The following is a 12,543-nucleotide window of genomic DNA, read 5'->3' as shown; positions in this document are numbered from 1 at the left end:
AAAAGCCGTAAAACAGGGCCTTTAAAAAAATCAAAAAACTAAAAATAGGGGGAAAATTTGATAGATGGTGTCCTGCGTTGGATTCGAACCAACGACCCCCTCATTAAAAGTGAGATGCTCTACCTACTGAGCTAGCAAGACATCGTAAGAAGTGGCGCGACGAATGGGGCTCGAACCCACGACCTCCGCCGTGACAGGGCGGCATTCTAACCAGCTGAACTACCGTCGCACCAAAAATCACACTCGCAGCGCAAGTGCTAAAGAAGTATGAAATCCAAGGATTTCAAAATGGTGGTCGCTGTAGGGATCGAACCTGCGACATCCACCTTGTAAGGGTGGCGCTCTACCAGCTGAGCTAAGCGACCGTTTGGGTTTAAAAAAGAAATGTGATTATATATCCAATACGATTAATTTTCACTTAAACAATGATGAAAAGACTGAAATTGTGCTATACTTGCGACATAAAATTTTATCAAAGGCTCGGTAAATTTAGATGAAAAAGTTGCTTTTCGCCCTGTTTTTGGCGCTTCAAGCCCCCGCCTACTCGCCGAACGAGATCGTAAACGCCATCGCCGCAGTAGCGCAAAACGAAGGTGTAAAGCCTGAAATTTTATACACTATCGTCAAAATCGAAAGCGACTTCGAGCCCTACACGATCTCCTTTTTGACGAACAAAGCAAACGCCGATTATTTCGCGAGCCTGCGCAATCAAAATATTCGCATCAAGACGAGCAACTACAGCCTAAATTCCAGCAAATGGGTCGTTACGATCATACCGGCAAACGAAATTTACGCCGTGCAGATCGCCAAGTACCTCTACGAGGATGGCTTTAGCATCGACGTGGGGCTCGGGCAGCTAAACGCCGTAAATTTCAGCCAAAATGAGATAGATTATATATTCAACCCGATGTACAACCTTACCAAATGCGCCAAAATTCTGCGCAAATGCTGGAACGCCAAAAATAAAAATATCAAAGACACGATCGAGTGCTACAACTACGGCATGCGCAAACGCTACTCAAACCCTTACTACAAGCGCTTTTACGAGCATTACGAGAAATTTTTCGGCAAGCCCTATTAAGAGTTAGCAAAATTTCGCTAAAATCGCGCAAATTTTAAAAAAGGATATTTCATGATACTGATCGCAGGACCCTGCGTGATCGAAAGCCGCGAGCTGATAATGAAAGTCGCGGAAAGTTTGCGCAAATTTAACGAAATGAGCGGGGTGGAATTTTACTTTAAAAGTAGCTTCGATAAAGCCAACCGCACCAGCATCTCAAGCTTCCGCGGCCCGGGGCTGCAGCGCGGCTGTGAAATTTTAACCGAGGTAAAGGAAAAATTCGGCTATAAAATTTTAACCGATATCCACGAAAGCTACCAGGCAGAGCCCGTCGCGCGCGTCGCCGACGTGCTGCAAATACCCGCGTTTTTGTGCCGCCAAACCGACCTACTCGTCGCCGCAGCCAGCACGCAAGCGGTAGTAAACATCAAAAAAGGTCAGTTTCTATCGCCGCAGGCGATGAAACACAGCGTCGAAAAGGTACTGCAAACCCGCAGCGCACGGGCTTATACCCCGCAAAGCGGCGCGGCATCTAGCGATACAAAGGCCGCTCAAAACAGCGCCTGCTCTAGCGATACCGAAATTTACAGCGCGCAAAGCGATGCTCGAAGCAGTACAGATAGCGGATCTTCGGCATTAGACGCGCAAAATTATTGCGGTGCACGATTGAACGCGCAAAATTCCACCCATGCTTGCGATGCTTCAAACGCCGTAAATTCTACTCAAAGCGCCCCGCAGCCAAGCGACGAAGGGATGCACGATCTGGCGCGCCGCTACGGCGTTTGGCTCACCGAGCGCGGCAGCACCTTCGGCTACGGAAATTTGATCGTCGATATGCGCTCGCTGCCGATTATGCGCGAGTTTGCACCGGTTATTTTTGACGCGACGCACAGCGTGCAGATGCCTAGTATCGGCGCTACGAGCGGCGGCGACTCGCACTTCGTGCCGTACCTTGCACGAGCGGCGGCGGCCGTGGGCGTGGACGGCTTTTTTTACGAGACGCACCCTGATCCCGCTCGCGCACTTTCGGATGGGCCGAATATGCTAAATTTGCAGCAGCTCGAGCGCGTCGTAGCGCAGACGCTCGCGATTCAAAAAGCACTCGGATTTTAGAGTGGGCGGCTGTAAAATTTCAAATTTAGGCTAGCGAGTTTAAATTTTAATTTCGCTTCGCTGCGCACGCTAGCCGATTTTCGTACTTTGCGCTAATAAATTCTATATGCAAGGGCGTGCTTCAAGCGCAGCGAGTTTGCATATCGCGCGCTAAAAATTTCAAATGTATTGCGATAAAATTTAGCGCATTTATAAATTTACTCTGCGAGCTTCACTAAACTTCGGGGGCTTTGATAAAATTTATGCGGCATAGGGCGATCGCCAGGCCGCGAGCGGGGCAATTTCGCTGCGCTAAATTTAAAATTTTAAAAGCCTAGTGCGCAGAATTTAACCATAAATTTTGCACCGAATTTCGCAGCCGACAAAGTAAAATTTAATCTAAATTTACGCGCAAATTCCGATCGTCTAAGCCGTCATAGTGCGACCTGCCGCATAAAATTTAAGTCAAAATTAATGGGGCAGGGATATAATTCAAGCCTAAAATTCTTTTAAAGGATATTTATGGGTTACGTAGAGTCTAACCTTCTAAATGGCGAAACTGTAATTGCTAAAGCTAAAATTCACTGGGCGGTTTTTATCTCCGCTATCATCATATTGATTCCCGCGATAGTTGGAATCATAAATAAAGATGATAGACTTTCATTCATATGCTTTGGCGGTTTTATAGCGGCGCTAATTCACGGATTTGTTGTTTTAAAAACAAACGAGCTTGCTATCACAAATCAGCGTATAATCGGCAAAAAGGGTCTTATCAGTCGCGAAACGGCGGAGCTAAAATATGAAAAAATCGAAAGCATATCCGTAATGCAGAGTATCTTGGGACGAATTTTAAAATTCGGCACCATAGTGGTGCGAGGTACCGGCGGCACGGCAGTTAGCTTCCAATTTGTCGCTAATCCAGTAGCGTTTAAAAACAAGGCGATGGAAAAGATCGGCTAGACTTTTTTCATATATGAAATTTCAGCCAAATCATAAAATTTACGTCGCAAATTTTATCTATGCCGCGCCGGCTTTTAAAATTCCAAGCAATTTGTGCTTGCACCGCCGCAGGCATTTTATCTAAAATTTTGTTTTTGTCGCTATAATGCGGCTTCTTGACCTTTTCGTCTAGTGGCTCAGGACGTTGCATTCTCAGTGCGAAAACGCGTGGTTCAAATCCCGCAAGGGTCGCCATTATGGACTTATACAAGCCTCTTGATTTTAAACGATAAATTTATCTATGATTTTATCATGGGCTTTCATACAAGCCGTCCGATTTCAAATAATAGATTTTATCCGCGATTTTATCGATGAAATTTTTATCGTGTGAGACGATAACCTCGCTTACGTCAAGCCCCGCCAAAATCCCCGCTACGCGCTCTTGCATCGCCTCGTCAAGCGCCGTCGTAGGCTCGTCCAGTAGCAGTATCCTAGGCTCGCATACCAGCGCGCCCGCAAGCGCCACCAGCTTTTTCTCGCCGCCGCTTAGATGAAAGGGCACCCGCTCGCACAGATGCTCGATTCCCAGGCGCCGTAGCGTCTCCAGCGCCTTACGCTCGATCTGCTCTTCGCTTAAAATTTCAAGCTTTTTTAGATGGTCGTTTTCGCTGCCCTGCCTTAAAATTTGCGCATTACGACCAAAAAATTTAGAAAAAATTCCACGCCTTTTCTCCGCATTTTGCGCTCGTTTTAGCCGCTCATTTTGCGCACGCAGGCTAAATGCGACGTCCTCAAACACGCTCGCGCACAAAAATTGATCGTCGCTGTTTTGAAACAAAAACCCGATCTCGTGGCGAAATTTTGCAAAATCCTCCGCACACTCAAGCTTCTCGCCGAAAAGCTCGATTTCGCCCTCGCCCCATTGCCTTAGGCCACCTAAAATTTGAAGCAAGCTCGTCTTGCCCTGCCCGTTCGCGCCCAAGATCGCCACTTTTTCCTTATGCCCTACGCTCAAATTTACGCCGCGAAAAATTTCTCGCTCGCCGTTTTTAGCGCTTATCCCATACGCCTTAAGCGAACAGCTCATAAGATAGCTCCGATTTTAATAGATACGCACGTCAGCACGAACGCCAAAAACGAGGCCTCCGAGACGCTCAAGCCCTCGCGACGCTCGTAAAATAGCCTACCGCAAAACCCTCGCGCGCTCATCACCAGGCTTAAATTTCTTGCTTGCTCAAGCGCCGAAATCGCTAAAATCCCAACTAAATTTGCATAAATTTTATAGGTGAAAATTCCGCTCGTCCCTACAAATCCGCGCATGCGCAAAAGAGCTTGCAGCCTTGCTAGATCCGAGCGTAAAAAATTTACGAATCGCCCGCAGCAATACACCAAAGAGCTTAGCTTTTCGCCGAGCCCGAGCCCGTAAAATCCGCGCGCGAAAAAATATTCGTCCTTGCCGTAAAATAGTAAAATCGCAAACGCCATTATCAAATTCGCGCGCAAAAATATCACGCCCGCAAGCTCGTAGTTGCCGACTATGGCGGGGCTTAACGCGCTTAAAATCGCAAAGATATTTAATACCGCAAGCCTTGTGCAGACCGCGCGCGCAATCGAAATTTTAAGCGCAAAAAGAAGTAGCGGCGGGGCAAAAAACGCCGCGTAAAGCTGCCCGCTAAGTCCGACGCCGAAGCTGAAGATGAAAAACGCGAGCAGTGATACGGCGGGGCTCATTTGCGCGCTCTTTTCGCTAGCCACATTAAGCCAAAAAAGCCGAAAATCAAGGCCAAACAAAGCGCGATTTTAGGCGCCTCGGCGGACTGGCTTTGAAACGCCATGCTCCTAATATCGCCCTTAGGGCTTTTTTTTGGCAAGATGCTTTGCGAGGCGGAATTTTCCAAAGGCTCGGAAGCACTTGAAATTTTATTTTCAGGCGTACTAGCTTTCGGCGCGATATTTTCGGACGTGCGGGCTTTGGATCCGCTATCTTTCGATGCGGAATTTTTAGCGGCGTTCAAATTTTGCGGCATAGGATTTTCAGAAACGTCAGAATTTCGCGGCGTGGAATTTTCAGGATCACCGGAATTCTGCGGCGCAAAGTTCTCGGCGCTAAATTCCATCTGCGCGCCGTGCCCTGCACCTCCGTAAATTTGAATAGTAAAATTTTTAGCCGGGATCTTTATGCTCGCAAGTCCCTCTTTATCGGTCCTAGTGCGCAAAATTTCGCGCCCGTCCGCACTGATTAAAACTTCGCACTCCATACAGGGAGAATTTTTATAAAAATAACTATAAATCGCCACTCTATCGCCCTCTTGCGTCGCGAAAAGATGAAGCGCATGCGAAAATGCGAAGGAGCTCAAAACCGCTAAGAAAAATAGCGCTCTCATCGCCTTTGTCCGCCGTAAAATTTCGCAATAAAGCTAAGCGCAAAAAGAGTGATGATCCCTTCCAAAACAGCTAAGATTGCGCCTTCGAGCGAGATGAGTGTCGCGATAGCAAAAAACTCCCGTCCGCTGATGAAAAGCACGAGATCAAGAAGCAGCATCGAGCAGACGATCGGCACGAAACCCGCCAAAAATAGATAAATTTTTTGCATGCGCACTTTTAGCTCTTGCGCTTTTGCGGCGGCGGCAAAGAGCCCGCCCAAAACCGCTGGAAAGCCGATGACTGCGGTATTTACGCCTAGCACGCTAAGCCCTCCGAAGCCGAAAAATACCCCTTGTAAAAATAGCGCGACAAAAATCGCCAAGATCGCGCGCGAGCCCAAAAACGCGCCCACGAGCCCGCTTAGCATCAGGTGCATGGAGCTGACCCCCACGGGCAGGTGCACAAAAGATGCGACGAAAAACAGCGCGCTAAAACATGCGATCCTAGGGATCTCAGCCTGCTTTACGCGCCATAAAATTGCCGCTACCGCAGGCGCCGTAACCGCCCAGCCTGCGAGCAGCACGGGCGCACTCAAAACTCCTTCACTAATGTGCATGACTCGCCTCCTTTAAATCGCTCCCGCTTTTTAGACGCACAAAAACGCGCGAAGTGGCTAAATTTAAGGCATTTGCGAACTTTACGATAATCGCTTTGATTACTACAGGTCTTGCTTTTACGGCTTTAATCACGACAGAATTTTCGGCTGTAAAACTCGCGGCTTGCGTCCTATTTGCGGCGGCTGTTAGCGCAAGACTCGAAGCAGCCTCGGAACTGCTTACGGAACCGGCAAATTTGATAAATTTTACGGCTCGCACGGTGCAAGAATTTTTAATTGCTGTATTTGCGGAAGCGGCAAGTAGATTTCGCGACGTAAAATTTGAGGCTCCGAGCGATCTCGGTGCGACGCTCGCGCAGTAAAACAGAGCCTGTGAAATTTTAAAAGGTAGGGTTTGCAAAATTTCAAAAAACGAAATTTTACGTGCTGGTATTTTAAGCTCATAAATCCATGGATATGAAATTTCGCGGCTCGAAGCTACTAAGAGCGAATTTCTACGCTTGCGAAAAATCGCGAGCAGAGCAATACCATCGCTCGAAGCTCCTAGGCGCGGATTTCTACCAAGCAAAATTTTATGCAGCAGAGCTACGTTACTTAAAATTCTACTCAGAGAAATTTTGCTCCGTAAAGTTTTAACCAAACCCCGAGACGCAGACTGCGCGCGGGTGCAAAACAACAAAATTTCGCCCCGTAAAATTTTAGCCGCAAAATTCGCTGGAAATTTTACACCCAAAAGCAAAACGCGCGAAAATAAAATTTCAAAGCCCTGCCAAAGCGTAAATTTAAATTTATCCGCGGCGGCGCAAATTTTGCCCGAAAAAAGAGATCTCCCCGAGCCGCTCCCCTATTTTTTCAGCTCGTCTGCCTTGATCCAAAGTACGGCTCCCAGCTCATTTACGGGCTGCTCGCTTCCTTTGGCGGCTTCCTCCTCGCTAAGAGCCGCAAAGCCCCACCAGCCGGCAACCGGCATCACGAAGCTAAACTCGCCCGCGCCGTTGGTTTTAACGACCTGTGTGACATGCGCCTCGCTAGGGGCTTTGTAGCCCTTATCGTTATATAGCTCGATCTCCACGTCCGCGCCCGGGACGGGCTTTCCATGTAGTAAAAAAACTCCGCTAAATATCTCGCCCGCATACAGCGCATAAGGCCGCACTAGCGGCACGATCTCCGCCTCTAGCCCGAGCGGCTTATCCCAGCCTTCGCCCGCGCCGTAAGCATCGACGTAGGTTTTGGTGATATGGCGGATCATCTTGCGCTCAGCCGGCTCGGCATAGGGTTTGGGATCGAAATAAAACGCTAAAAGCGATGGCTTGTCCGCTTTAAATTCCGCCGCGAAATAGGAATTTTCGCCCTTTTTCTGCTCTTTTAGGCTGCCTAGGAGCGATTTTTTCTCTCCGTCAATAAAAACGCCGAATTCTGCGGGCTTTTGTAGATTCATAGACTCCTGTAAAAACGGATGGGAGAATTCCAAATTTAGCTTTAAAGTAGCATCTTTTTGATCCTCTACGACATTTTTATCCGTTGTAAAAACGCCAAAATGCGCGAACGCAAGGCTCGCCGCGAAAATTCCTAAAAAAGCAAATTTTGCCTTCATGTAATACCTTTCATAATAAAATATTACGGAATTGTATCACTTTTTTTCATCCGTATTGCTTAAATGTGGGTTTATTTTGAGTATTTAAAGCAAACTTTAGTTAAAATGTCGCAATTTAAATTACCAAAAAGAGGTAGAAAATGATAAATTTAAAACTTATCGAGACGAATTTCGACGAATTTAATAAAAAACTCATCGCCAAAAAAGTCCCGCCGCAAACCCTGCAATCGCTACTGGATGCCTACAACGAACTAAAATCCAAAAAGACGGAGTTAGAGAACCTTCAAGCCGTGCAAAATGCAAAGAGTAAGGAGCTCGGCCTCGCCGCGCGCGAGGGCAAGGACGTAGGCGCGCTAAAATCGCAACTTGAAGAAAACAAGCAAAAGATCCAAAGCCTAAGCGAGCTCGTAAATGAGCGCGAACAAAGCTTAGAGGCGATCGCCGCGTGCGTGCCAAATATCATCGACGACGACGTGCCGATCGGCGCGGACGAGAGCGAAAACGTCTGTATCAAAAAGGTGCTGCAGCCGCGCATATTCGACTTCGCGCCCAAGCAGCACTTCGAGCTCGGCGAGGCGCTGGGATGGCTTGATTTCGAGCGCGGCGTCAAACTCAGCGGCAGCCGCTTCACCGCGATCCGAGGTCTTGGCGCAAAACTGAATATGGCTCTCATCAACTACATGATTGAATTTAATAACTCGCGCGGTTTCGAGCTCGTAAATATGCCGTTTTTGGTGCGCGATCAGATCCTCTATGGCACGGGCCAGCTGCCTAAATTTAAAGACGATCTATACCGCGTCGACGACGAGGAGCAAAACCTCTACCTCATCCCTACGAGCGAGGTTACGGCGACAAATCTCTTTAACGATGAAATTTTACGTAGCGAGGAGCTGCCGATTAAACTCACCAGCTACAGCCACTGCTTTCGCAAAGAAGCGGGCTCGGCTGGGCGCGATACGCGCGGCATGATCCGCCAGCACCAGTTCGAAAAGGTCGAGCTCGTCGCCATCACGCGCCCCGAAGATAGCGCAAAGATGCTTGAGGAGATGATTTCGTGCGCGAGCGATCTGCTAGCTAGCCTTGGCCTTCCGCACAGACACATGCTGCTTTGCAGCGGCGATCTGGGCTTTAGCGCCGCAAAAACCGTGGATTTGGAGGTTTGGCTGCCGGGGCAGAACCAATACCGAGAGATCAGCTCGATCAGCAACTGTCGCGATTTTCAGGCGCGCAGAGCCAAGATCCGCTTCAAAGACGGCAAGAAAAACAGCCTCGTTCACACGCTAAACGGCTCCTCGCTCGCGGTCGGCCGCACGCTAATCGCGATAATGGAAAACTACCAGCGCAAGGACGGCAGCATCGAAATCCCGCGCGTTTTAGAAAAATATATGTAGGCGGCCCGTGCGAAAGCCTTACAAAAACCCAAATTCTAACGCCCGATTCGCAACCGCTGGATTTTGCGCGGAAAAATTTATGGATTGCGGCGTTAAATTTTTCGCGCTGCAAAACACAGGATTTTTTGCAACAAAATTTAGTAGTACGAAATTTTGCGGCGTAAAATTTCATAAAGTAAGATTGCGCCGCGCAAAATTTTATGCCGCAGAATTTGCGGCGGATGGTGCGAAATTTTGCGGCGCGAAACGGTGCGGAGTAAGCGCGTGAAAATCGCACTTTTCGGCGGCAGTTTCGATCCGCCGCACGCAGGACACGACGCCGCGGTAAAGGCGATCTTATCAAGCCTAAAGCCCGATTTGCTAATCATAATGCCGTCATTTCTAAACCCGTTTAAAAAGAGCTTTTCGGTGCCGCCGCAGCTGCGGCTTAGATGGTGCCGCGCGCTGTGGAGCGACACCCCGCGCATAGAGGTAAGCGATTATGAAATTTCGCAAAACCGCCCGGTATCCACGATACAAAGCGTGAAATTTCTGCTCGAAAAATACGGCGGAAACGGCAAAATCGCGGCAGAGACGGCAGCCACGGCGAGCAAAACCCCGAGAGCCGTAACGGATAGGGCTTTACCTGACGGCGCAAATATTGCGGGAGAAATTTGCACCGATGCTTATATTTCGAGCAGCGCGGGCGAAATTTTACCTGAGAAAATAGACGGAGCTTTGTCGTGCGATATAAGTAAAATTCTAAGCAGCGACGCCTGCACCGCCGTTAATACGGATAGAGTAAGTATCTCTGCCAACGCAAAAAACGAAGCTTTGCAAGGCGGCGTAGCAGATGAAATTTCGACCTGCGGCGAAAACGAAACGGATGGAATTTCGCAAAGCACGGTAAGTGGAATTTCGGGCGGCTGCAAAAGTAATGCGGGCGGTGCAAACGACGCAAGCAAAATTTTAAGTGCAGATAAAATTTCAAGCGTCGTCGCAAGCAAAGTGTCCGACATCGTCATGAGGGAAATTTCAAACTCCGTCGGGGGCGAAATTTCGAGTACTAGCAAAATTCCGAGCGTTGTCCGGAACGAAATTTTAAGCGCGAATAAAATTTTAAGCGCAGACGCGAGCGAAATCACAAATGCAAGCGAAATTTCAAGCGACAATGCGAATTGTATGACCGACGCAGGCGGCGCAAATGACATGGATGACGCAAGCGATGCGAGCGACATAAATGATACGAACGACGCGCATAGCGCAGGCAACGCAGTAAATTGCATAGGTAGCGCAAGCAGTACGGATACAATATCAAAGCTCTACATCGTCGTGGGTGCCGACAACCTATCGGAGCTTCATAAATGGCGCGACTTTAGCGAGCTGCAAAAATTAGCGGAGTTTGTCGTGCTTACGCGGCCCGGCTACGAGATCCCGCGGCAATGGGCGGATCTAAGGCGGATCGAGATTGCCGTAGATGCGAGCTCAAGCGGTTTTAGGCGAGATTTCAAAGACGAAATCCCGCCCAAGATCGCAGCAGAGGTCATAAAATTTTATAAAAGGAAAGATATGCAAGATCCAAAGCAAAGGGCGGAGCGGATCGCCGAAATTTTAAACGAAAAGAAAGCCGAAGACGTCCAGATCATCGATATGGAGAGGCGCGAATATATCGCGAAATTCGTAGTTATCGCTACTATGCTAACCGCCCGCCACGCAGCCTCGCTCATCGAGGAGCTAAAAAGCGTGCTAAAACCGCTTGGGGAGGAGTTTTTGGCTATCGAAAGCGGCGATGAGTGGAGCGTCGTCGATCTCGGCGACATCATAGTCCATCTCATCAGCGAGACTTACCGCGCCAAATACAATATCGAGGACTTCCTCGACAAGCTCAAAAAAGAGCAATTTTAAGGAGGGAGCGTGCCGAGACAGACATGGAGCAGCAAGCTCACATATATTTTAACCGTCGCGGGCGCCACGATCGGCTTTGGTTGCACGTGGCGGTTTCCGTATTTAGTCGGGCAAAACGGCGGCGGCGCCTACGTGCTCATATTTTGCATCGCGATGATCGTGCTTGGAATCCCGATGATCTTGGTAGAAAATGTCATCGGACGCCGCGCGCTAAGAAACTGCGTCGATGCCTTCACGGCGCCTAAAAAGGATGGCTCGCGCATAAAGCCCGCATGGAAGATCGTAGGCATCATGGGCGTAATCGGTGCGTTTGGAATTTTAGCCTACTATATGGTTCTCGGCGGCTGGGTGCTAACCTATATCGTAAACATCGTAAGCGGCAACTTCGACCTCTCCGCGCGGATCACAGACCCCGCATTTACGCAAAAATTCTACGCAGATCACATCGAAAATAGCCCGCTCGGCGTCGGAGCTTACACGCTCGTTTTCATAGCGATCAACTGGTACATTTTGAAAAACGGCATCATCGAGGGGATCGAAAAATTCGTAAAATTTCTAATGCCCGCGCTATTTTTATGCTTCATCGCCGTAATTCTTACAAATTTAACGCTTGAGGGCGCAAAGGAAGGCGTGAAATTTTATCTCGGCGTCGATTTTGCCAAGATCACGCCCAAGCTTTTGATCGACGTTTTGGGTCAGGTCTTTTTCGCGCTCTCGCTCGGATTCGGCGTGATGATCACGCTGTCTAGCTTCCTCAACAAAGACGAGAAGCTGATGCAAACAGCCACCATCACCGCAGTCGTAAACACGCTCATCGCCGTGCTTGCGGGCTTTATGATCTTCCCGTCGCTCTTTAGCGCAGGGCTTGAGCCGAGCAGCGGCTCGTCGTTAGTTTTTAAGAGCCTGCCGATCGCGTTTTCGCACATGCCGTTCGGCAACGCCGTCGCGGTGGTCTTTCTCTCGATTTTGCTCATCGCCGCGCTTACGACGTCGATCACGATCTATCAGGTCATCATAAATTTCGTCGAGGAGCGCTTCTCATTTTCAACGCTAAAGGCGGTAAATTTAACGCTCGGCGGCGTCTTCGTGCTCGGCAACCTACCCTGCATACTCTCAAGCAGCGTGCTTGCGGACGTTAAAATTCTAGGGCGCTCGGTTTTCGACGCCTTCGACTTCGTAAGCGCGAACGTCTTTTTCGTGCTAACGGCGCTTCTATGCTGCATCTACGTGGGCTGGGTGCTGAAAAAGGACGCGATTTACGAGCTTACTAACGAAGGCGATCTAAGCGCAAAGCTCGCGGGAGTTTGGTTTTTATACGTCAAATTTATCCTGCCGCTCATCATCGCGGTGATCTTCGGGTACGGGATTTTCGGCTAAATTTAAAGCCACGAGAGTTTTAAATTTTAAATTTGCCTGCGGCGGTGCGATAGAATTTTAAAATTCCATCTGCTCCGTTACATACGCTACGGCGTAAGTTTTTACGCGGTGCAGTTATAAATAAATTTAGCGCAACCACGTCCTGTCCCTTGTAAAGCGTCGTCGGGGGTTAGGTGGGGTTTGGGGCGGGAAGGGGAGCGACCTCGCAATCCAAGCCCCCTTCCCG

Annotated in this window: 13 protein-coding genes and 4 tRNA genes; 7 read left to right on the top strand and 10 right to left on the bottom strand. The window is 48.9% G+C overall.

The genetic code is table 11. The features are described 5' to 3' along the window. Nucleotides 1-65: 65 nt before the first annotated feature. The 3 genes from Q0413_RS09690 to Q0413_RS09680 form a co-directional block, all read right to left on the bottom strand. Nucleotides 66-141 (bottom strand) — tRNA-Lys (locus Q0413_RS09690). A gap of 11 nt (nucleotides 142-152) precedes the next feature. After that, nucleotides 153-229: transfer RNA gene (locus Q0413_RS09685), tRNA-Asp, on the bottom strand. A gap of 60 nt (nucleotides 230-289) precedes the next feature. Then, nucleotides 290-365 (bottom strand) — tRNA-Val (locus Q0413_RS09680). Nucleotides 366-493: 128 nt separating this feature from the next. Here Q0413_RS09680 and Q0413_RS09675 point away from each other — a divergent pair. The 3 genes from Q0413_RS09675 (at nucleotide 494) to Q0413_RS09665 (ending at nucleotide 3,112) form a co-directional block, all read left to right on the top strand. After that, on the top strand, nucleotides 494-1,081 hold the full coding sequence (locus Q0413_RS09675; RefSeq protein WP_298989813.1) for a transglycosylase SLT domain-containing protein: 588 nt from the start codon (nucleotides 494-496) through the stop codon (nucleotides 1,079-1,081). A gap of 51 nt (nucleotides 1,082-1,132) precedes the next feature. Continuing rightward, a complete protein-coding gene (locus Q0413_RS09670) occupies nucleotides 1,133-2,173 on the top strand; it encodes a 3-deoxy-8-phosphooctulonate synthase (RefSeq protein WP_298989811.1) in 1,041 nt (346 codons plus the stop codon). A gap of 501 nt (nucleotides 2,174-2,674) precedes the next feature. Further along, the gene (locus Q0413_RS09665) at nucleotides 2,675-3,112 is read left to right on the top strand and encodes a PH domain-containing protein (protein WP_298989808.1); all 438 of its coding nucleotides are present in this window, start codon (nucleotides 2,675-2,677) and stop codon (nucleotides 3,110-3,112) included. Nucleotides 3,113-3,119: 7 nt separating this feature from the next. Here Q0413_RS09665 and Q0413_RS09660 read toward each other — a convergent pair whose 3' ends face one another. Further along, nucleotides 3,120-3,302: a hypothetical protein gene (locus Q0413_RS09660; protein ID WP_298082322.1), complete on the bottom strand. Its 183-nt coding sequence runs from the start codon at nucleotides 3,300-3,302 to the stop codon at nucleotides 3,120-3,122. Here Q0413_RS09660 and Q0413_RS09655 point away from each other — a divergent pair. Further along, nucleotides 3,270-3,346, top strand: a tRNA-Glu gene (locus Q0413_RS09655). The genes Q0413_RS09660 and Q0413_RS09655 overlap by 33 nt on opposite strands. A gap of 55 nt (nucleotides 3,347-3,401) precedes the next feature. Here the strand turns inward: Q0413_RS09655 and Q0413_RS09650 are convergent. The 6 genes from Q0413_RS09650 to Q0413_RS09625 form a co-directional block, all read right to left on the bottom strand. Further along, nucleotides 3,402-4,178 carry an ABC transporter ATP-binding protein gene (locus Q0413_RS09650; protein ID WP_298989799.1) on the bottom strand — a complete coding sequence of 259 codons (777 nt, stop codon included), beginning with the start codon at nucleotides 4,176-4,178 and terminating at the stop codon, nucleotides 3,402-3,404. Continuing rightward, nucleotides 4,175-4,822, bottom strand: a complete 648-nt coding sequence (locus Q0413_RS09645; protein WP_298989797.1) for an energy-coupling factor transporter transmembrane component T — start codon at nucleotides 4,820-4,822, stop codon at nucleotides 4,175-4,177. The genes Q0413_RS09650 and Q0413_RS09645 overlap by 4 nt, the downstream gene beginning before the upstream one ends. Further along, nucleotides 4,819-5,475, bottom strand: coding sequence for a hypothetical protein (locus Q0413_RS09640; RefSeq protein ID WP_298989794.1), 657 nt, complete (start codon nucleotides 5,473-5,475; stop codon nucleotides 4,819-4,821). The genes Q0413_RS09645 and Q0413_RS09640 overlap by 4 nt, the downstream gene beginning before the upstream one ends. Then, a complete protein-coding gene (cbiM, locus tag Q0413_RS09635; RefSeq protein ID WP_298989792.1) occupies nucleotides 5,472-6,071 on the bottom strand; it encodes a cobalt transporter CbiM in 600 nt (199 codons plus the stop codon). Before cbiM ends, Q0413_RS09640 begins: the two co-directional genes overlap by 4 nt. Further along, entirely contained in the window at nucleotides 6,061-6,711 is a 651-nt protein-coding gene (locus Q0413_RS09630; protein WP_298989789.1) for a hypothetical protein, read from the bottom strand. Before Q0413_RS09630 ends, cbiM begins: the two co-directional genes overlap by 11 nt. Before the next feature lie 204 nt (nucleotides 6,712-6,915). Then, on the bottom strand, nucleotides 6,916-7,665 hold the full coding sequence (locus tag Q0413_RS09625; RefSeq protein WP_298989786.1) for a DUF4198 domain-containing protein: 750 nt from the start codon (nucleotides 7,663-7,665) through the stop codon (nucleotides 6,916-6,918). A 140-nt stretch (nucleotides 7,666-7,805) separates the two neighbouring features. Here Q0413_RS09625 and serS point away from each other — a divergent pair, with 140 nt between their 5' ends. From serS to Q0413_RS09610, 3 genes are all read left to right on the top strand, one after another. Continuing rightward, a complete protein-coding gene (serS, locus tag Q0413_RS09620) occupies nucleotides 7,806-9,056 on the top strand; it encodes a serine--tRNA ligase (RefSeq protein ID WP_298989783.1) in 1,251 nt (416 codons plus the stop codon). A gap of 264 nt (nucleotides 9,057-9,320) precedes the next feature. After that, on the top strand, nucleotides 9,321-10,940 hold the full coding sequence (rsfS, locus tag Q0413_RS09615) for a ribosome silencing factor (RefSeq protein ID WP_298989780.1): 1,620 nt from the start codon (nucleotides 9,321-9,323) through the stop codon (nucleotides 10,938-10,940). 9 nt (nucleotides 10,941-10,949) lie between these two features. Further along, entirely contained in the window at nucleotides 10,950-12,317 is a 1,368-nt protein-coding gene (locus Q0413_RS09610; protein WP_298989777.1) for a sodium-dependent transporter, read from the top strand. The last annotated feature ends 226 nt before the right edge of the window (nucleotides 12,318-12,543 follow it).

The sequence above is a fragment of the uncultured Campylobacter sp. genome (genome assembly GCF_938045465.1).
Taxonomy (GTDB): Bacteria; Campylobacterota; Campylobacteria; order Campylobacterales; family Campylobacteraceae; genus Campylobacter_B.
Note: the sequence above shows the minus strand (reverse complement) of the source record. Positions and strands in the feature narration are given on the sequence as shown.